Raw genomic sequence first — 20,720 nt, 5'->3', positions numbered from 1 at the left:
TAATTTCTTACAATAGTTATATCACAAATCAATATTCAATGAAAACTTATCTACGAAGCACACTTGTAGGATTGCTGTTGATGTGGAGTTTTGCTTCGGTGGGGCAAGACATCACTGTAACCGGTAAGGTCACTGCGGCTGATGGTTCGGGGCTTCCCGGCGTCAGTGTTTTAATCAAGGGAACGACAACTGGAGTTCCCACCGACGCGGAGGGACTGTATAGTGTAAAAGTCCCCTCTCAAAGTGCTATCCTGGTTTACTCCATGATCGGAATGGCCCCTCAGGAAATCACAGTTGGAACTCAAAGCAATATTGATGTAGTCCTTCAGGACGATGCGAAGGCGCTTAATGAGGTAGTAATAGTGGGATATGGAGCTCAAAGAAAGCTTGACGTGACCGGATCGGTAATTCAGATCAAAGGTGCTGAAATTTCAAAGCAGTCTTCGATGAACGCAGTAAGTGGCTTGCAGGGAAAAGTGGCCGGGGTTCAGGTTACAAACTCAGGGAAACCTGGTGAGGCTCCTCAAATTCGTATTCGTGGTGCAGGAACCGCTTACGGAAGCGCTAACCCACTTTACGTTGTAGACGGTGTTTGGTTCGATGATATCAGTTTCCTGAACTCAGGTGATATAGAATCGATGAATATTTTGAAAGATGCATCCAGCCAATCCATATATGGTGTGAGAGCTGCGAACGGGGTGGTTTTGATAACGACTAAAAAAGGAAAAGCCGGAAACGCGGTTGTAAACTACAACGGATTCGTTGGGTATCAAAAAGTTACCAACCAGATCAAAATGGCCAATGCAAATGAATATGCCACAATGGTCAACGAATTGAGCCAAATCAACGGTAAAGGAGATATTCTCGATGCTTCTCAATATGGCGAAGGTACTGACTGGTACCATCAGATACTTCGCAACGCGCTCTTGACCAATCATCAGCTATCCGTCAGCGGTGGTGGCGAAAAATCCACTTACAACTTTTCGCTCGGCTATCTGGATCAAAACGGTATTGTAGAAAATAACAATTATAAACGTTATACTGCCCGTCTGCAAAACGATTTTCAGGTATTTAAGAATGTGAAAATCGGGTACTCAGCTACTGGTGCTTTCAGTAATTCCAAAGACGAAGCTGGTGGAATTTTCAGACAGTTATATGCCGCAGGTCCCGTAGTTCCAGTTTATTATTCTGACGGTACATATGGTGACCCGACTGACTATAATTTGGGTGATGGTAACAATTTCAACCCACAGGCAACGGTTGATTTTTACAACCAGGTGACGAAAAAGACGCTGTTAACAGCTAACGCATATGCCGAAATAAACATCGTTAAAGGATTGACATTCAGGACAAGTTTTGGCGGAAAGTACACGCAGGACGAAACACGGACTTACGTTCCGGAATACACTGCAACCTTTAAGCAGAGGAATACAATCAGCTCGCTGAAATTTGTGAGGCCACAAACCCGATACTGGATTTTCGAAAATACTTTGACTTACACAAAAGATATCGGCAAGCATTCGTTCACTGCCCTTTTGGGTCAATCTGCGCAAAAAGACAGAATGTATGAACTAACGGCAAGCGCGTTGAATGTCCCTAATTCTAGTGAGGGCGATTTATATCTGGTACTTGGCGACACCGATGGGCGCAACGTTACGGACAAAGGAGATTTGGCAACATATGCTTCCTATTTTGGCCGTGTCAACTACTCTTTCAATGACCGCTTCCTTTTAAATGCTTCCCTTAGAGCCGATGGCTCTTCGAAATTTTATCAGGGGGGCAATGCATGGGGTTATTTCCCATCCATTGGCGGAGGCTGGGTTATAAGCAATGAGTCATTTATGGGCTCACAGCATATATTCGACAACCTGAAACTTCGTGCGAGCTGGGGTAAGATCGGAAATGCATCAGTGCCATCTAACCTGTCGACCCTGACAGTCGCAACTGGTGGAGCTTTATCTCCAATTTTCGGTGGACAGCTTTACACTGGAGCGAGTATTAATTCGATCATCCCGCCTGTAACGGTTTGGGAAAGAGGAGTTGGTACCGATGTCGGAATTGAGGCAGCTTTCCTGAAGTCACGGCTTTCTGTTGAATTGGATTATTATATTAAAAAGACAGAGAGAGCTATCTTCGATATCCCGGTGTTAGCCTCAATCGGAACCGCATCCGGAAGTATTATTGGCAACCAGGCCGACTTCCAAAATAAAGGGGTGGAGTTTGCATTGAACTGGCGTGATGATATCAATTCCGATTTTAGCTATTCTATCGGAGTCAACGGTGCAGTCAACAATAACAAAGTTTTGTCGGTATCTACAGGCGCTAACCCTATCTACGACGGAGGTTTGGGACTTACCGGCGGTGCACAGGCGACACGTACCCGCGTTGGCGATCCCATCGGTTCTTTCTACGGATATATCGTAGACGGGATTTTCCAAAATCAGGATGAAGTAAACAAATCGGCACAACCAAGTGCAAAGCCGGGTGACTTTAAATACCGGGATCTGAGCGGAACCGATGGCAGTCCGGATGGAGCGATAACTGGCCTCGATCGGGTAGTGATAGGCAATCCAAATCCAAAGTTTACATATGGTATCAATATGAGCGCAAATTATAAAGCGTTCGACCTTATGCTTGATTTCCAGGGCGTTGCAAAAGTTGACGTTTATAATGCAAATCTGGGATGGCGATATGGAAATGAAAACTTTACCAAAGATTACTTTGACAATCGCTGGCATGGGGAGGGAACCTCAAATACCTATCCATCTGCCAATATTGGAGGTGGAAGTAACTACCTGCCAAACTCTTTCTATGTTCAGAGCGGAAGTTACTTCAGAGTAAGAAACGCGCAGCTTGGGTATACCTTCCCGACAACCCTCACAGAGAAGTTGAAATTGAAGAAACTGAGATTATATGTGAATACGCAAAATCCTCTTAATTTCTTCAAATACAAAGGGTTATCGCCTGAGGTAAGAGCTAACGAAAACAAACCTACCAGAGCCGGAATAGATGCCGACGTTTATCCGCTTTCGGCGACTTACAACTTTGGTATCAATGTTACATTCTGATATAACTCAAAAAAAGATCATGAAAAAGGACTTAATATATATATTCAGACAAGCGGGATTATACTCAGGGTTAGTTGGTATGCTGATCCTTCCCTCTGCCTGTGACAATAGTTTTCTAAAAACCGACCCGCAAGGGCAGGTGGCGGGTGCCGTTTTTTGGCAAAATGAGGAAGATGCGACAAAAGCAGTCAATGCGATGTATGCAAACCTACGGGGCTGGAACAATACGGCGTTTGCGCCAATCGCATTAGAAAGCGTTGGTTCAGACGAAACAGAAAAGGGAAGCACAGCCTCCGATGCCACGTTTTTTAATAATTATGACGATTTCACAGTAGGATCCAGTGATGGGCAGCTATCTGGTTTTTGGACCGGGCAATACCAGAACATCAACTATGCCAATCAAGTAATAGACAACCTCCCAGCAATAGATATGGACGGCAATCTGAAAGCCAGATATCTTGCAGAGGCGAAATTCATTCGTGGCTACTCTTACTTCAGGCTGGTGAGAGCTTTTGGAGACGTGCCACTTCGGCTACATTTACCTACTGGTACCACAGAATATAACCTGCCAAGAACTCCAAAAGCGGAAGTTTATCAGGCAATTGAGTCGGACCTGGCTGAAGCCGAAACTGTATTGCCTACTTCGTACGGATCAGCCGATGTTGGGAGGGTTACGAAAGGTGCTGCTCTTTCACTTCATGCCAAAATAGCAATGTATCAAGCTAACTGGCAACAAGTTTTCGATTTAACTAACCAGGTAATGGCCTTGGGAACATACTCCCTGTTTCCGGATTTTGAAGCGCTTTTCCGTGTAGAAAATGAGAATTCGACCGAATCCATTTTTGAAATACAGAATGAACTGATTCTTGGAAACGCGGACGCATCCAACTCACAATACTCTCAGGTTCAAGGCGTAAGAGGCGTAATTGGCGGCGGATGGGGCTTCAATGTACCCACTCAACAATTGGCAGACGCATTTGAAAAAGGCGATCCGAGAAGAGACGCAACTATTATTTTTAGAGGCGAAACTACGCCAGATGGCGATGCAATTCCCGCCGTGGGCGACAATCCTTTGTACAATCAAAAGTCGTATGTGCCATTCAGATTATTTGCAAGTGGATATAACGAAGGCTCACAGCAGAATGTAAGAATAATCAGGTATGCAGAAGTGTTGCTGATGAACGCAGAAGCTGCGAATGAACTAGGCAACTCTGCTCAGGCACTTGCTTCACTGGAGTTGGTAAGGGCCCGTGCGAGAGGAGCCGACAAAACGATCCTGCCGAAAGTTACTGTAACCGATAAAGCTGCGTTAAGAACTGCCATATGGCATGAACGTCAGGTAGAGCTGGCCATGGAGTTTGACCGTTACTTTGATGTGATCCGCCAGGGAAGAGGCGCCGAGATTTTTGGACCAAATGGCTGGAAAGCAAGCAAGAATGAAGTGTGGCCGATCCCTCAGAATGAGATCGATATCAGCGCGGGACTGCTTGTCCAAAATCCTGGTTATTAATTTTCATCATAACATTCTAATACGATGTCTAAAAGTAAAATCTTATATATCATAGCGTCCGGCATATTGTCTACAGGATTGTATTCCTGTTACGAGAAGTTCGACCCGGAAAGTTACGCGCCCGATGTCTCAATTGGCGGATATACCTCTTCCGCAGATATCGCACCTTCGAATCTGATCGCATATTTCCCATTTGATGGATCATATGCAGAGACAGTATCTAAAACGAACGGAGAAAATACCGGGACTACATTTGCCGGTGGGATAAAAGGCCAGGCTTTGAAAGGGGCCACAAATGCGTATGTCCTTTTTACTCCTACGCCGAAAATCCTGGGTTTGAAAAGTTTCACGATGACTTATTGGGTTAACAGCCAGTCAACCACCGCTTCGGGCGGGATTATCGGATTGGTTACACTCTCGAACACCAAGAATTTCTGGGGAAATATGGAGACGTTTTTTGAGAATGGCGGAACCAACGAAAATGGGAAATTCAGGGCGCACGTTCAGAATGATTCATTGGATGCCTGGGTTTCAAAAGACGGTCTGATCAATCTGTTCGACTCCTGGAATCATATTACTGTAAGCTACGATGGGACGACTTCAACATTCAACCTATATGTAAACGGTTCTAAAACTTACACCAATGCGGTTAAAGATTTTGGAAATATCAACTGGAAAAATTCGGGGAAAATGGTTTTTGGAACTGCCCAGTTCCAAACCGATCCCAGCCAGACAGTTGCAGCTGATGCGCAAAGTTGGGCGAGTTTTCTAACCGGATCACTAGACGAAGTCAGAATTTACGATATAGCTCTTTCAGATGCTGACGTTGACGCGCTGGTGAAGCTGGAAGCGCGCGGAAAGTAATGAATTGTAGGAAAATTTTCATCTTACTCAATATTGTATGGTTTGGGATTTCCTGTCAGAAAGACGGGAATCCCGAGCCACCAATTGAGAAACCAGCTTCCTTTGCTTTTGCAAATTTGGAGGTGGATAGCGCATTCGATGGGTTTGAATATGAAGACGTATCTGCCAAACCGGAAATAAGGATCAGCTTTAGTGCCCCGTTAGACAAGCAGTCTGCCACGGAGAACATATCGTTCCGAACCCAAACCGGAGATGCTGTGCCATGGCTTTCATTTTTTGAGGACAGCGACAGCACCGTTATTATCCAACCAGAACAAGACCTTAAAGCACTGACCAAATATGTAGTTTCGGTGTCGACCAATTTAAAATCAAAGTCAGGCGGCAAGTTGCAAAGCGAGCTCACAGTCAAACTCACCACTGCGCTTGACTCGACCGACAAATTTCCGCGTGTATCCGACGAAGAACTGCTTACCCTGGTTCAAAAACAGACATTTAAATATTTCTGGGATTTTGGTCACCCTGTGAGTGGACTCGCGCGCGAACGGAATACTTCAGGAAACACAGTTACCTCAGGAGGAAGTGGTTTTGGAATAATGACCATCCCGATTGCCGTGGAAAGAAAATTCATATCCCGACAAGAAGGATTAGAAAGAACACAAAAAATCGTGACTTTTCTGACGGAAAAGGCTGACAAGTTTCATGGTGCTTTACCGCATTGGCTCGATGGCGGTACAGGAAAGGTTGTTCCTTTTAGTCAAAAAGATAATGGAGCTGACTTGGTTGAAACGTCCTACCTCATGGCTGGCTTGCTTACGGCACGGCAATATTTCGATGGCCCAGACGCAGCCGAAACAAAATTGAGAAACGATATTAATCAACTCTGGCAAAACGTGGAATGGGATTGGTTTCGGAAAAACAATGAGAACGTACTTTACTGGCATTGGAGCCCGGAATATAACTGGGATATGAACCTACCGATCCGAGGCTGGAACGAATGTCTGATCACTTATGTGCTCGCGGCGTCCTCTCCTACTCATTCAATTGACAAAGTTACTTATACCAATGGATGGACTGGACAAGATAATTTTAGGAATGGCAAGACTTATTACGGTTACACGCTTCCGTTGGGAGAGAACTATGGAGGTCCGCTATTTTTCTCTCAATATTCTTTTTTAGGTCTGAACCCAACCGGCTTGTCTGATGCATATGCCAATTATTTTACCCAAAATAAAAACCATACGCTGATCAACTATACCTATTGCAAAACCAATCCGCTGAAATATCGTGGATATAGTGACAGCTTCTGGGGGTTGACAGCCAGCGATATTCCCGGAGGATATAGCGCCAGCTCTCCAACGAATGACCTGGGTGTAATCACGCCGACGGCTGCTTTATCGGCTTTTCCATACACTCCCCAGGAATCTATGAAGGCGCTTCATTTCTTCTACTATAAACTGGGAGATCAACTCTGGGGACAATATGGCTTTTACGACGCATGTAGTCTTGACAAACTTTGGTTTGCCGATTCCTATCTAGCCATCGACCAGGGTCCGATTATCGTGATGATCGAAAATTACAGAACAGGATTGATATGGAACCTCATGATGAGTGCTCCGGAACTGAAAACGGGCTTAAAAAAACTTGCCTTTTCTGGCCCCGGCCTCTGAGTCTTCAGGAAATTCCTGGATTATCAATGCTCAAAAAATAAACTGGCAACTATACGGCGCAAATAACCATCCAATGCAAGTATGCGTCTAGTCCTAAACCTGCAACAAACCGAAAAACGGTGAGTGGCGAAAACTTTTATTTAATGAAAAAACTATTTCTTTACATCTATACCGCACTTTTTTCACTGCTGCTTATAACACATCCCATTTTTGCACAGAAAAAAGACAAATCGCCGGCAAAACCTGTAGTTTTCAATCCTGCCAATCGGCCTAAAAACCTTTCTGATACTGCGTTATTGGAACTCGTGCAAAAACAAACTTTCAGATACTTCTGGGATTTTGCTCACCCAGTAAGTGGTTTGGCTCGCGAGCGAAGCAATAAAAGTTTTGACTATGGAGATGAAGTAGTAACAACCGGAGGTAGCGGGTTTGGTATCATGGCCATGATCGTCGCTGCCGAACGCGGCTGGTACCCTCGTGATTCAGTAGCTGCCCGATTGCTTAAAACAGTAAAATTTTTATCGAAAGCCGATAATTACCACGGCGCTTTTCCTCACTGGCTTAATGGAGCCACTGGTAAAATCATTCCATTCGGACGCAAAGATGACGGCGGTGATTTGGTTGAATCCGCGTTTCTCTTTCAAGGATTATTAACGGCGCGACAATATTTTGACAAGGATAATAGTGTTGAAAATTCGCTTCGTGCCCGCATTACATGGCTTTGGAATGAGATCGAATGGGATTGGTATACGAGAGGAAACCCCGATCAACTCTTCTGGCACTGGAGTCCGAACAACGGCTGGGCGATGAATTTTGAACTGAGGGGTTATAATGAAACTTTAATCACCTATATATTAGGTGCTTCATCACCCCGATACCCTATTACAAAACAGACGTACGAAAAGTGTTGGACGGAGAGTTCACATTTCAAAAATGGACATCAATATTACGGGATAACCCTTCCATTAGGCTTTGAATATGGCGGACCGCTATTTTTCGCCCACTATTCATTTGTGGGGCTGGATCCACGAGGTCTTCGGGATCAATATGCCAATTACTGGGAACAAAACACCAACCATACCTTAATTAACTATAAGTACTGTGTTGAAAACCCTAAAAAATTTAAAGGATATGGTGAAAACTCATGGGGGCTTACCGCCAGTGATACGTATGACGGATACAATGCCCATTCGCCGACGAATGACTTTGGAACCATTACTCCTACTGCCGCACTTTCATCTTTCCCATATACCGCCAAAGAATCGATGAAAGCTTTGAGGCATTTTTATTATGATCTGGGTGATAAGATCTGGAGTGAGTATGGTTTTGTCGATGCATTTAACGAAACCAAAAACTGGTATGCTGACTCCCATCTGGCGATCGATCAGGGACCTATCATCGTGATGATTGAAAACTACCGAACCGGACTGTTATGGAAGTACTTCATGAAAGACCCTGAAGTGCAGGCCGGGCTTAAAAAGCTTGGTTTCGAAACCGATAAGAAAAGCTATTAGCTTTTAGATGCACGTGATTGGGCTTATTGTTGGTAATGAGTGTGGGCTTTTACCCAATTAAACTCCGTGGTTTACTGCTTTTTACCACGGAGTTGACTGAGTTATGCACGGAGCGACACCGAGTTTACAGTACAAAACATTAAACTTCCAAATCAAACTATGTGTGCCTTAGTGCCATACTCCGAGTAACTCGGTGGTTAACTATTATTCACCACCGAGTTCACAGTACAAAACGCTTAAACCCATTTTTTAAGCTGCTCACATAAAATTGATAAGATAACCGACTTTATATTGACCCAACCGCATGTAAGTCAAAACTTGTGACGAATGGACATCGTGCAAAGCCTCCACGGATTTAAGCTCAAGCACAATGGCATTTTCTACCAATAAGTCAATCCGGTAACCACATTCCAGTTTTACGTCTTCAAAAATCAAGGGCATCGGTTTTTCCTTTTCAACCAAAAGACCGTCTTTCATCATTTTATAGAAAAGACATTCTTTATAGGCATGTTCTAGCAATCCTGGTCCCAGTGCAGTATGAACGGAGTACGCTGAAGCTAAAATCCGATATGTAATTTGATCAAACTCTGGGTAACTCAGTGCCATACTTCGTAAACTCTGTGGTTAAATGTTATTGAGTGGCTATATATCCTCAAGTCATTTTCATTGATAATTTCCTGGATGAGATTTTGTTTGAGGTTTTACTTATAGACGTAGTAGAGGATGTTCACGCCACTTTATGAAACCGTTATTCACCACGGTGTTTACTAAGTTATGCACGAAGTAACACTGAGTTTATAATACAAAATATTTATCCCATTTTTTTTATAGCTCCCAATCAAACTCCGCGTAACTCAGTGCCGCACTTCGTACACTCCGTGGTTAACTGTTAGGTAGTGTGTATGTATCATCAAGTACACTTTCATTGATAATCTGTTGGATGAAATTTTGTTTTTCATATAGACGTAGTAAAGGATGTTCACGCCACTTTATGAAACCGTTATTTACCACGGTGTTTACTGAGTTATGCACGAAGTAACACTGAGTTTATAATACAAAATATTTATCCCATTTTTTTTATAGCTCCCAATCAAACTCCGCGTAACTCAGTGCCGCACTTCGTACACTCCGTGGTTAACTGTTAGGTAGTGTGTATGTATCATCAAGTACACTTTCATTGATAATCTGTTGGATGAAATTTTGTTTTTCATATAGACGTAGTAAAGGATGTTCACGCCACTTTATGAAACCGTTATTTACCACGGTGTTTACTGAGTTATGCACGAAGTAACACTGAGTTTATAATACAAAATATTTATCCCATTTTTTTTATAGCTCCCAATCAAACTCCACGTAACTCAGTGCCGCACTTCGTACACTCCGTGGTTAACTGTTAGGTAGTGTGTATGTATCATCAAGCACACTTTCATTGATAATCTGTTGGATGAAATTTTGTTTTTCATATAGATGTAGTAAAGGATGTTCACGCCACTTTATGAAACCGTTATTTACCACGGTGTTTACTGAGTTATGCATGAAGTAACACTGAGTTTATAATACAAAATATTTATCCCATTTTTTTATAGCTTCCAATCAAACTCCGCGTAACTCAGTGCCGCACTTCGTACACTCCGTGGTTAACTCTGATCTACACAGGAGAACATCAAGTTTACAATACAAAACCTGTTCATAAAGGGCTTAATAAACTAATCCTGATGTTTGGTGAGAAATAAGAAAACCCCACCCTCAAAAGAACAGGGAATTCTTTATATTTATTGATCCAAAGGGCTTGTTCACGGATGAGCCCTTTTTCATCTCAATAAAGCCAAACATGAAAACCATTCTCAAATCTGCCATTCTGATTGGTATAATTTGCAGTTCTTCCTTATTAGCACAGGCACAAATATGGAAGGTGGTTGAGCCTGAAAACTTACCCGACAAACGTCACGAAAACGCCATGGCGGCGGTCAATGGAAAACTTTATTTGTTGGGTGGACGAGGTATTAAAACCGTAGACGAGTATGATCCAAAAAAGGACAACTGGACTACCCTGGCCAAGTCGCCTATTGAAATGAGCCATTTCCAGGCTGTTTCCTTCAAAGATGAAATATATGTACTTGGCGCGTTCACAGGAAGTTATCCTCATGAATTACCTATTCCAAATATTTACATTTTCAACCCTGCAAAAAACGAATGGCGAATGGGACCGGAAATCCCCGCGGATCGAAGACGTGGAGCCGCCGGTGCCTTCGCGATGAACGACAAAATTTATCTGGTTTGTGGTATTCAGGATGGACATTGGGACGGCCAGGTTGCATGGTTTGATGAATATACCCCAGCCACCAACACATGGAGCAAGTTAACGGATGCACCCAGGCCACGAGATCATGTACAGGTAGCCGTTCATAATAACAAATTGTACGTGGCTGGCGGAAGACTTTCAACGGCCCGAATTAATCAGGTTTTGAATACTACCATAAAAGAGGTGGATATATATGATTTTAAAAGCGGCAAATGGACAACGCTCGGTGAATCAGGAAATTTGCCTACTCTACGCGCGGGGAATACGACTGTGGTCTGGAACGATTTGATTTTAGTAATCGGCGGCGAAAGTGGAGCTCAGGAAGCCGCGCATAGTGAGGTAGAAGCCTTTAATCCAAAATTGCAGGTTTGGGAAAAACTGCCTTCTCTGCATCAGGGAAGGCACGGAACCGGTGCCGCGGTTATTAACAAAAAGTTATACATCGCAGCTGGCTCAGCCAACAGAGGTGGTGGTCCGGAGTTGAATGATACTGAGATTTTGGATAGGTAATTTTTCAATAAATTCAATCCAACAAATCGCCAAATATGTAAGGGGTTCGTAAAATCCAAATTTTTGAAAAAGGATATCAATATTATTAGTGGCCTGGGAGCTGACGAAAGGGTTTTTCAAAAGATAGATTTTTCAGATTATACGCCCCATTTCCTCAAATGGGTTCTTCCTACATACAATGAGAGGATCAAAGAGTATGCATTTCGAATGGCGGGCCAGGTAGATTCCCCCAACCCAATATCATCATCGGATTATCATTTGGTGGAATGATGGCCTAAAAATACGCCGGCAGCAGCCCTTTAAACTGAAAAACCATTATTATTACGCTCAATTCAACCATTACCTTTGCATCCAACCATCATTTCGTCATAAATATGTTTAAGTATTCCCTGGCCTTGCTGTTGGCGTTGATCTCGTTTTCGTCCATCGCTCAAACCCAAACATTTACTCATGCCGATACTTTGCGTGGAGCTATAACCCCTGAACGTAAATGGTGGGACCTTACTCATTATGATTTAAAAATCACTCCGAACGAAAAAGACAGCACAATTACCGGCAGCAATACGATCAGCTATAAAGTGCTTGACCCATATCAGCTTTTGCAAGTTGATCTGCAAACACCCTTGGTGATCAGCAAAATCACGCAGGATGGTAAAGAGGTTTCTTTTAAAAGAGACGGCAATGCATTTTTTGTGACGTTAAGCAAAAAGCAGGTAAAGGGCAAAACTGAATCCATTACAGTCTTTTATTCAGGCAAACCGAAGTTGGCTAAAAGACCGCCATGGGACGGAGGCGTGCAGTGGGAATATGATACAAAAGGCAATTCCTTTATCTCGACTTCATGCCAGGGTCTGGGCTCAAGTGTTTGGTGGCCTTGCAAAGACCATATGTATGACGAGCCGCAAGACGGTATGCGCATAAGCATCACGGTGGCAGAAAAACTCATGGACGTATCGAACGGCCGACTCGAATCCGTGACAACCAACAAAGACAATACCCGTACCTTCAATTGGGTAGTCAAAAATCCGATCAATAACTACGGCGTTAATATGAATATTGGCGATTATGTGGAATGGAAAGAGGTATATAAAGGAGAAAAAGGACCGCTGGATATTAGTTATTATGCTTTAAGCCAGGATTTGGATAAAGCCAAAGAGCAATTCAAGCAGGTACCGTTGATGATGAAGGCGTTTGAGCACTGGTTTGGACCCTATCCGTTTTATGAAGATGGCTACAAACTCGTTCAGGTTCCATACCTGGGAATGGAACATCAGAGTTCAGTAACCTATGGCAACAAGTTCAAAAATGGCTACCTCGGCCGCGACTTATCGAAAACAGGATGGGGGTTGAAGTGGGATTTTATAATTATTCATGAAAGTGGTCACGAATGGTTTGCCAACAATATCACATATAAAGACGCGGCGGATATGTGGATTCATGAGAGTTTCACAAACTACTCTGAAAACCTGTATACCGAATATTATTATGGAAAAGAGGCAGGTTCGGACTACGTAATCGGCACCCGCGCAAACATCGCTAATGATATCCCGATTATTGGTACTTACGGTGTGAACAGTGAAGGCTCGCGGGATATGTATTACAAAGGCGGAAACATGCTGCACACCATTCGACAGGTTATCAATAATGATGAAAAATGGAGAAATATACTTCGGGGTCTGAATAAAACCTTTTATCACCAAACCGTCGAAAGCTCGCAGATTGAGCAATATATAAGCGAACAATCCGGGATTAATTTTTCAAAAGTATTTGACCAATACTTGAGAGACATCCGAATTCCCGAATTGGAATATTCATTCAAAGGAAATGACCTTCAATATCGTTGGGTAAATGTAGTGGATGGATTCAATATGGCAGTCAAGGTAAAAATCAACGACAAAGATGTTTGGCTGCATCCATCAACCACTTCCCAGACGCTTCCTGCCACTGGAGCGACAAATTTGATTGTGGATCGAAATTTTTATGTGGAGGCGAAAGAAAACAGAATCAACTAGTAATTGTCTTAACAAAAAATACAATTTGGGGCGAGGAGAGTCTTTATAGAATTCACCTCATTTCATTACAATTGATGAATTTTAACGTTCAATCCCAGCACTCCATAATCAACAAATCTCCCTCACCCGCTGAGATTTTAACTAATCCGTCGCTTTCAGCTTCGTTGCTGTTGCCTGTTCGGTAGCCTAGTTGCAGGCTTTCGTTATTGAGATTATATTTCAGACCGCTTGTCGAGATTCCGGTCACTGTGCCGATTGGAATGAGTGATATAGGTGTACCCGCTACATACCACTTTGCAAAAGTACCGCTGAGTGGGAAAATCTTGGAATAGTCATCGAACAATACCAACCGAATCTTGTTTTTGTAACGGACTATATTGGTCATATTTGTTACAGAATGATCGGCTCTACGGCCTGTTGCCCAAACGATATTGGCTGCCGGAAATCCTCTGTCGATCAGAAAATCAATAGCTTTTTCGAGATCTGTCTTTTCCTGATCAGGCGTATTGATAATTTCCAGCGGCTCCTGACGACTGCGTATCATATCAAAATCGTGCTGCTGATCGAAATCCCCCATCCACACATCGACTTTTATACCCAGATCCAATACCCGGTAAATTGCATGGTCGAGCACTACCACAAAGGGGCTCCATTCAAGCAATTGTCCAAGCAGTTCCTCGCTGCAGGATTCGCCATTGGCAATAATGAGCGCCGGTTCTTGTTTTTCTTTGACGATATGATGTGAAGACATGTTGAAACGCGGAGTTAACGGGATTTGGACGCTAAGTTACGCGGAGTTTTTTTCCCTGCGAAACGCTGCGCTCCACTCCTCCGGCTCTGCGTTTAAAAACAAGTATAGATCTACGAACGACTTTTACCCAGCCCATCCAACACAACCGCTCCGATGATAATAACTCCCATCACAACCTGTTGATAATAAGAAGTAACATTGAGTAAATCGAGGCTATTGCTGATCACCCCTATCAAAAGCGCTCCGATCAGCGTTCCGGACATCTTGCCAACTCCCCCTGAGGTGCTCGTTCCTCCAATAATCGCTGCGGCAATAGCATCGAGTTCAAAGCCTGCGCCTATATTCGGTTGTCCCGTTGTGATTCTTGAAGTAAGCAGAATTCCACCCATAGCAGCCAATAGACCGCATATACTATATACCCACAACTTAACACCATTGACATTTATACCGGATGCTTTGGCCGCCATTTCGTTGCCCCCGATTGCATATACATATCGGCCAAGGATGGTTTTGTTCAATATGAGCGAACAAATGATATAAAAAACGACAAGCAAAATAATGGGAAACGGAATCCCGAAGATATTTCCACCACCAATAAAATTAAAAGAATCAGAAAGATTGGATATGGGTCGGCCTTTGCTAATGATCAATGCCAGTCCGCGGCCAATCGTCATGGTTCCTAACGTAACTATAAACGGTGGCACTTTACTTTTGGTAATGATCAGGCCATTGAATAACCCGATCGCCAGCCCCGCCACTAATCCGGTTAATATGGGCACGAAGACAGGATATGTATCCGGATGCGCCATCATTGCGGCCGTAACGCCAGCCACCGCGACAATAGATCCGAGTGACAAATCGATCCCTCCGGCGATAATCACAAACGTAACGCCAAATGCCAGCAACGCGTTGATAGACACCTGATTACCAATCACCAAAAGATTGGACAATGTAAAAAATCGTGGTGTCGAAACTGCAAGTATAACGCATATCAACAAAAATGCCAGGAAGATTCCATATCGTCCCATGTTGGAGAGCCTGCCAGTTAATTTATTTTCCACTGAGGAGTTTTGGTTTTAAATGTTTAAACGCAGAGTTAAGAGATGGGCAAGCCCAGTGTTTTCGCTGGATACACGGAGTTTTCTCGCTTCGTCTCCTGTCCCTTTTTTCCCTTTCCTCCGTTAAAAAGCATGCTTCATAATTAATTCCTCCGTCGCTTCTTTACCTGATAAAATTGCTGTTTGTGAACCTTGGGCCAGTACCATTATTTCGTCGCTCATACCCAGTATTTCAGGGAGTTCTGATGAGATTAGGATAATCGCTTTTCCGTTCGCTTTCAGTTCGTGAATCAGTTTATATATTTCAAATTTTGCCCCGATATCTACTCCGCGTGTGGGTTCGTCGAGCATAATAATGTCCGGTGATGACTGCAATATCTTCGCTATCACCACTTTCTGTTGATTACCACCGCTCAGATTCTTCAATTTTTGATCAATACCATCCGACTTGATTCTGAGTTTTGATACCATATCGTTAACGGCAATCTCTTCACTTTTTTCATTTACAAAAATGCCATTTGTGTGTATGGCTAAACTGGATAAAGTCACGTTTTCTTTCACCGACATTTCCGGTACAAAGCCCAATGCCTTTCTATCCTCGCTTACGTAGGCGATTCCATTTTGAATAGCCTGTTTCACTGAATCGATTTGAATTCGTTTACCTTTTAAAATGACGTCACCGCTCGTGATTTTGTCCAGCCCATATATTGCCCTCGCAATCTCAGTTCTGCCAGCGCCCATTAACCCTGCGATACCCAATATTTGTCCGGCACAAACCTGGAAATTAATATTTTGAGGGCCATTTAAAACACAAAGATCTCTCACTTCCAACATCACGTCACCAATTCCTGACTCTGTTTCCGGAAATAACTGGGTGATTTCCCGACCCACCATCATAGTTATCAGCGATTGAATATTCGTTTTGCTTGCTGGGCTCGTTCCGATCAAACGACCATCACGAAGGACGCTGATCGTATCTGCGATCTGGAATATCTCATCCATTTTGTGAGATATATAAATGATAGCAACGCCCTTACTTTTTAATTCAGCAATGATTCTGAAAAGACTGGAAACTTCCTTGTCTGAAATAGCAGACGTAGGCTCGTCCATGATAATCACCTTTGCGTCGTTTGACACGGCTTTGGCTATTTCCACCATTTGCGTTTCCGCAACGCTTAGAAATTTCATCTGCCTGTCTGCTCGAATATTCAGCCCAAGCTGGTCGAGTAATTTTCCAGCACTTTCTTTTAACTTATTGTCATTGAGCCATCTGACATTCTGAATGAGCTTTTCCCTGCCTAAGTATATATTTTGAGCGACGGTCAATTCGGGCACTACCAATAATTCCTGATGAATCATCGATATCCCCATTTTCTGGATTTCGAGGATACGTTTGTCGATAATACTTTCGCCATCCAGAGCAACAGAGCCGCTATCAGCTTTCAGCATACCGATCAGTATCTTCATCAACGTCGACTTGCCCGCGCCATTTTCTCCCATCAACGCGTGCACTTCGCCCTTTCTGATGCTCAGATTGACATCATGCAAAACCTTGACTCCAGAAAATGATTTGGACAGATTGGATATATCCAGAATAAAATCAGCAGGCATATTGTGTATTCAAAGCTGAATATCAAGACTTTATTCAAAAATACCGCGCTGCCCTATTAGCATAAGACAGCGCGGCAAAAATTTCAATCACAGACGACTAGTCTTCTTTCCAGCTGACATTTGTATCCTGCCAGCTTCTGCTATTGGCGGAGTTGATGACCGCATCGCAAACCTTCTGCGTTTCGTAGGCGTCCTGGAATGTCGGATGGCATTCTTTTCCGGTTTGAAGGCTTTCAAAGAAATCAGCCGCCTGGTGAATAAACGAGTGTTCATATCCAATGCTGGTCCCCGGAATCCACCAACGTTTCATATATGGCTGATCGCCGTCGGTAACCAAAATCCTTCTCCAGCCACGAACGATGGAATCATCATTATGGTCGAAATACTCGATATAGTTCATGTCGTGCAAATCCCAACGAATGGATGCATGCTCGCCATTAATTTCGAAGGTATACAAAGCCTTGTGCCCCCGCGCATATCTCGTAGACTCAAAAAGACCCAGGGACCCGTTGTCAAAGTGGCAGTGAAACAGACATGCGTCGTCAATACCCACTTTTTCGACTTTACCGGTCAGGTTGTGCATCCGCTCTTTTACGAACGTTTCGGTTACTGCTGAAACATCCTTAATACCGCCATTGATCCACATTGCCGTATCGATACAGTGAGCCAACAAATCTCCCGTTACACCAGAACCTGCTGCCGCAACATCCAAACGCCATAATGCAGTACCTCCTTGTGGTAAGTCCTCACTGATGGTCCAGTCCTGAAGGAAGTTAGAACGGTAATGGAATATCTTACCCAATTTACCAGAATCGACGATTTGTTTTGCCAACGTTACAGCGGGGATACGACGGTAGTTATACCAAACCGTATTTTTTACACCTGCAGCTTCGACTGCATCCACCATGGTTTTGGCTTCTGCGAGCGTTCTTGCCAGCGGTTTTTCACAAAGTATCATTTTACCCGCCGCAGCTGCTGCCAGCGCTATTTCCGCATGCGTGTCATTTGCAGTACAAATATCGACAGCATCCACATCATCGCGTGCTATAACCGCTTTCCAGTCCGTTTCATAGGACTCGTAGCCCCATTGTTCGGCAAAGGCTTTTACTTTTTCCTCATTGCGCGAACAACATACTTTAAGTACTGGGCGATATTCAAACTCAGGAAAAAAATCGCCTATTCTTTTATATCCATTGGTGTGGGTACGGCCCATAAGACCTGTCCCGATCAACGCAATTCTTATTTCTTTATGTGCAGCCATGTTCTTTTAACGCTATTGGCTATTAGCTGGGCGGCAAACCGCATTTAGCTTTTAGCCTTTTGTCAATAACTCGTTTTAATGATTCAATATTCCCAGCTACTATCTTCGCGCTTTTGGTTTCGTCAAAAACTTCCCTTTGACATCTAAAACCCGTCAGTCCGTAATAGCTAACTATACTTTTACGCTTCAGACCAGCCGTGGGCCTCACGCACCTTAATCAACGCTGCAAGGATATCATTCCAGGTTTGCTGATCTCCCATCACTGAGTTCGGAAACATACATCCATCCCAGCAAATATGTCGAAACGCCTTCGTCAATTCCCCATTTTCATCGCGCAACCAATAGCCCGCATCGTGGGTGATATCCAGTTTACCATTCGGATCTGTTGCGAGGCAATGACGACCCGTTTTATCGTGCGAGCCTGTTCCGTGGACCGTGCCGTCATTTTGTGCAACGTGGAAGTCAAATGTCCAGGGACGCAGTTTTGCTGTCATTGCCTTAAGTCCTTCTTCCAGAGCAGCTCTATCACTCCACTCAAAGTCGGTAGGCAGGATGCGGTCCTCCGGGCTGTTGTAGCCCAGCAGATAAAGAAAAGTATGGGACATGTCGGCTTGGAAGCCCATGTTCGGACGATCTACTGCTTCCAGGGTATCCAGCATTGCCTTCCAGCTATGCATGCCTCCCCAGCAGATTTCACCTTCTGCCGCCAATTTTTCACCGTACTCAGCCGCAACGTCACAGGCACGTCTAAATGTCTCGGCAATTTGCTGCGTATTGGCAACAGGATCGGCTGACCATGCCTCAGGCGAAACCGCCGAGTCAACACGGATAACTCCATTTGGCCGGATACCCAAATCACGCAGTTTTTTTCCAAAAATACATGCCTTGCGAACCTGCTCTATGAATTCGTTTCGTGCTTCTTCACTTCCCATTGCCGAACCCGCCCATACATTGGCAACGAGACTTCCGGCTTCGAGACCCAGGCCTCGGAGTTTTTCTGCAAGGCGTTCTGCACCATCTTCAGAATTCAGGTAATCACCGATGTGATCATCAAAAAGACCAATGTCAACACCATCGAATTTCACGCCGTTCACCTCAGCGGCAACCGTTTTTTCCAGCATGGTGTCAAAAGAAATAAGCGGTTCCGAATCGGAACCTTTGCCCACAATACCAGGCCAGGTGGCATTATGAAGCTTGGGATAATTATTTGGCATAGATTAAAGCTTTTAGCGATTAGCTGTTAGCCATTAGCTACCAGTCATCTTGTAAGAAAATTTATATTTCAAAAAAGAATAGATACTTAGTATGACTTAGGTCGTCGGCTTTCGGCAGAGGCATCAAGGCCGACTGCTGAAAGCCGCAGTATCATAAAACCAGATCCGGGTTGTTCGGACCAAAGTGTTTCAACATTACAATAGGGTCATTGGCTGATGGGTTTGTAATTGTAACCCCAGCCTGGGCTGCCTTTTCTGTCACAAAAAACTCATCGTTTGTCAACTGTCCGTACCGAATCAACGCCGGTGTTTCGATATCCCAATCACCCAGCTTTCCATGACCTTGCATTACGATCAAACCATATGCACCACCGTCTTTTATAGTCACGGTTTGGCCCGGGAAAACAGTAAGTTCCTTGGCACTATATGCTTCATTTTTGTAGCAAATCCAGTTTTCACTATAACCTTCAGCCGCCATTTCAGCAACGTCTTTCACTGGTTTTGGTCTCATGAAATGCTTTTCCATCAAATTAGGATTCACATTTAAATCCCAGTCGATTACTTCCATTAATAGATCGTAATCACCTATTCTGTCTTTCGGAGTACCCTTCCAAAGCAACTCTTCCGGAATAATCGCCTCATTAACAAGCGATTGATACATTGCAAAAATATCCGATGCTTTCTGCGGCTCGTAAGTACACAAGCTACCAGGTGCGTGCAACATGCCAGGAGGTACATCCCAGCCAGTTCCCGGCTCTAAACGGAATGCCTGGGAATAGTTGGTGATCTTATTATCACCCTTGGTAAAGTTCATCAGACACTCTTTAATCTGCTCTTTTGAGGTACCAGGCGCAATTCCGATAAATGTATATGGAAAATCGCCTCCGTGGTTGTTGAGTTGTGGCGGGAAATAATATGCTTCCGGCTTTCCGTTCTGACCCACCATTGCAGCGTGTTCGTCTCTGTGGTGGATATGGTGCGGAAGTGGGCCCATGTTGTCAAAAAACTTGGAATACATCGGCCAGCTTTTATATTGATCCCACAGTCTGTCTCCGATGATTTCTCCCTTTAATTCTTCAACCGCATCTTTCAGTGTTACCTTTTGAACTCCCGACCCGTCGTTGAAAACGATTTGGCTTAAACCTTCATTTTCTCCGGTAAGCGGTCCGTTTTCGGCCGGAGTTGTTGAAGACAACCAGCGTTCGTCAATCCCGCCACGCTCGCCACCTAACACATAATAGTCATCCGGGTGAAGTTTTATTCTTCTTCCAGGCACACAGAATGAACGTGGTACCCAGGTTGGAGCCAGTCGTAATATCCCCTTTCCTTGTTCTAGCGCCTTTTGAGCAATACTTGAAATTCCCATTGATTTTTAATT

At 43.9% G+C, this 20,720-nt stretch carries 14 protein-coding genes; 7 read left to right on the top strand and 7 right to left on the bottom strand.

The window, feature by feature from the left end; genetic code table 11:
• The first annotated feature begins 38 nt into the window (after window positions 1-38).
• From AC1XUD_RS15410 to AC1XUD_RS15390, 5 genes are all read left to right on the top strand, one after another.
• Window positions 39-3,068 carry a SusC/RagA family TonB-linked outer membrane protein gene (locus AC1XUD_RS15410; RefSeq protein WP_483361916.1) on the top strand — a complete coding sequence of 1,010 codons (3,030 nt, stop codon included), beginning with the start codon at window positions 39-41 and terminating at the stop codon, window positions 3,066-3,068.
• Between the two features lie 19 nt (window positions 3,069-3,087).
• A complete protein-coding gene (locus tag AC1XUD_RS15405; protein WP_483361915.1) occupies window positions 3,088-4,578 on the top strand; it encodes a RagB/SusD family nutrient uptake outer membrane protein in 1,491 nt (496 codons plus the stop codon).
• Window positions 4,579-4,602: 24 nt separating this feature from the next.
• The gene (locus AC1XUD_RS15400; protein WP_483361914.1) at window positions 4,603-5,442 is read left to right on the top strand and encodes a LamG domain-containing protein; all 840 of its coding nucleotides are present in this window, start codon (window positions 4,603-4,605) and stop codon (window positions 5,440-5,442) included.
• Window positions 5,442-7,109: a glucoamylase family protein gene (locus AC1XUD_RS15395; protein ID WP_483361913.1), complete on the top strand. Its 1,668-nt coding sequence runs from the start codon at window positions 5,442-5,444 to the stop codon at window positions 7,107-7,109. Before AC1XUD_RS15400 ends, AC1XUD_RS15395 begins: the two co-directional genes overlap by 1 nt.
• 143 nt (window positions 7,110-7,252) lie before the next feature.
• Window positions 7,253-8,623: a glucoamylase family protein gene (locus tag AC1XUD_RS15390; RefSeq protein WP_483361912.1), complete on the top strand. Its 1,371-nt coding sequence runs from the start codon at window positions 7,253-7,255 to the stop codon at window positions 8,621-8,623.
• A gap of 258 nt (window positions 8,624-8,881) precedes the next feature.
• Here AC1XUD_RS15390 and AC1XUD_RS15385 read toward each other — a convergent pair whose 3' ends face one another.
• The gene (locus AC1XUD_RS15385; protein ID WP_483361911.1) at window positions 8,882-9,229 is read right to left on the bottom strand and encodes a GxxExxY protein; all 348 of its coding nucleotides are present in this window, start codon (window positions 9,227-9,229) and stop codon (window positions 8,882-8,884) included.
• Between the two features lie 1,225 nt (window positions 9,230-10,454).
• Between AC1XUD_RS15385 and AC1XUD_RS15380 the strand changes: the two genes are divergently transcribed.
• Both AC1XUD_RS15380 and AC1XUD_RS15375 read left to right on the top strand, forming a co-directional pair.
• The gene (locus tag AC1XUD_RS15380; protein WP_483361910.1) at window positions 10,455-11,435 is read left to right on the top strand and encodes a Kelch repeat-containing protein; all 981 of its coding nucleotides are present in this window, start codon (window positions 10,455-10,457) and stop codon (window positions 11,433-11,435) included.
• Window positions 11,436-11,809: 374 nt separating this feature from the next.
• Window positions 11,810-13,447, top strand: coding sequence for a M1 family metallopeptidase (locus tag AC1XUD_RS15375; RefSeq protein ID WP_483361909.1), 1,638 nt, complete (start codon window positions 11,810-11,812; stop codon window positions 13,445-13,447).
• Between the two features lie 88 nt (window positions 13,448-13,535).
• Here AC1XUD_RS15375 and AC1XUD_RS15370 read toward each other — a convergent pair whose 3' ends face one another.
• The 6 genes from AC1XUD_RS15370 to AC1XUD_RS15345 form a co-directional block, all read right to left on the bottom strand.
• Window positions 13,536-14,198, bottom strand: a complete 663-nt coding sequence (locus AC1XUD_RS15370; protein WP_483361908.1) for a thiamine diphosphokinase — start codon at window positions 14,196-14,198, stop codon at window positions 13,536-13,538.
• Window positions 14,199-14,308: 110 nt separating this feature from the next.
• Complete coding sequence (locus AC1XUD_RS15365; protein WP_483361978.1) at window positions 14,309-15,226, bottom strand: ABC transporter permease; 918 nt, start codon at window positions 15,224-15,226, stop codon at window positions 14,309-14,311.
• A 153-nt stretch (window positions 15,227-15,379) separates the two neighbouring features.
• The gene (locus AC1XUD_RS15360; RefSeq protein ID WP_483361907.1) at window positions 15,380-16,867 is read right to left on the bottom strand and encodes a sugar ABC transporter ATP-binding protein; all 1,488 of its coding nucleotides are present in this window, start codon (window positions 16,865-16,867) and stop codon (window positions 15,380-15,382) included.
• Between the two features lie 97 nt (window positions 16,868-16,964).
• Window positions 16,965-18,128, bottom strand: a complete 1,164-nt coding sequence (locus tag AC1XUD_RS15355; protein WP_483361906.1) for a Gfo/Idh/MocA family protein — start codon at window positions 18,126-18,128, stop codon at window positions 16,965-16,967.
• Window positions 18,129-18,307: 179 nt separating this feature from the next.
• The gene (locus AC1XUD_RS15350) at window positions 18,308-19,342 is read right to left on the bottom strand and encodes a sugar phosphate isomerase/epimerase family protein (RefSeq protein ID WP_483361905.1); all 1,035 of its coding nucleotides are present in this window, start codon (window positions 19,340-19,342) and stop codon (window positions 18,308-18,310) included.
• A 151-nt stretch (window positions 19,343-19,493) separates the two neighbouring features.
• Window positions 19,494-20,708: a class I mannose-6-phosphate isomerase gene (locus tag AC1XUD_RS15345; protein ID WP_483361904.1), complete on the bottom strand. Its 1,215-nt coding sequence runs from the start codon at window positions 20,706-20,708 to the stop codon at window positions 19,494-19,496.
• Window positions 20,709-20,720 lie beyond the last annotated feature (12 nt).

Source organism: Dyadobacter sp. HNCC25DJ184 (assembly GCF_056895215.1).
This window is presented reverse-complemented; position numbering and strand designations above follow the sequence as displayed.

What these genes read in the sequence shown, in the direction of transcription:
- AC1XUD_RS15410 (WP_483361916.1), top strand. Translation starts at nt 39, where the DNA reads ATGAAAACTTATCTACGAAGCACACTTGTAGGATTGCTGTTGATGTGG.
- AC1XUD_RS15405 (WP_483361915.1), top strand. Translation starts at nt 3,088, where the DNA reads ATGAAAAAGGACTTAATATATATATTCAGACAAGCGGGATTATACTCA.
- AC1XUD_RS15400 (WP_483361914.1), top strand. Translation starts at nt 4,603, where the DNA reads ATGTCTAAAAGTAAAATCTTATATATCATAGCGTCCGGCATATTGTCT.
- AC1XUD_RS15395 (WP_483361913.1), top strand. Translation starts at nt 5,442, where the DNA reads ATGAATTGTAGGAAAATTTTCATCTTACTCAATATTGTATGGTTTGGG.
- AC1XUD_RS15390 (WP_483361912.1), top strand. Translation starts at nt 7,253, where the DNA reads ATGAAAAAACTATTTCTTTACATCTATACCGCACTTTTTTCACTGCTG.
- AC1XUD_RS15385 (WP_483361911.1), bottom strand. Translation starts at nt 9,229, where the DNA reads ATGGCACTGAGTTACCCAGAGTTTGATCAAATTACATATCGGATTTTA.
- AC1XUD_RS15380 (WP_483361910.1), top strand. Translation starts at nt 10,455, where the DNA reads ATGAAAACCATTCTCAAATCTGCCATTCTGATTGGTATAATTTGCAGT.
- AC1XUD_RS15375 (WP_483361909.1), top strand. Translation starts at nt 11,810, where the DNA reads ATGTTTAAGTATTCCCTGGCCTTGCTGTTGGCGTTGATCTCGTTTTCG.
- AC1XUD_RS15370 (WP_483361908.1), bottom strand. Translation starts at nt 14,198, where the DNA reads ATGTCTTCACATCATATCGTCAAAGAAAAACAAGAACCGGCGCTCATT.
- AC1XUD_RS15365 (WP_483361978.1), bottom strand. Translation starts at nt 15,226, where the DNA reads ATGGGACGATATGGAATCTTCCTGGCATTTTTGTTGATATGCGTTATA.
- AC1XUD_RS15360 (WP_483361907.1), bottom strand. Translation starts at nt 16,867, where the DNA reads ATGCCTGCTGATTTTATTCTGGATATATCCAATCTGTCCAAATCATTT.
- AC1XUD_RS15355 (WP_483361906.1), bottom strand. Translation starts at nt 18,128, where the DNA reads ATGGCTGCACATAAAGAAATAAGAATTGCGTTGATCGGGACAGGTCTT.
- AC1XUD_RS15350 (WP_483361905.1), bottom strand. Translation starts at nt 19,342, where the DNA reads ATGCCAAATAATTATCCCAAGCTTCATAATGCCACCTGGCCTGGTATT.
- AC1XUD_RS15345 (WP_483361904.1), bottom strand. Translation starts at nt 20,708, where the DNA reads ATGGGAATTTCAAGTATTGCTCAAAAGGCGCTAGAACAAGGAAAGGGG.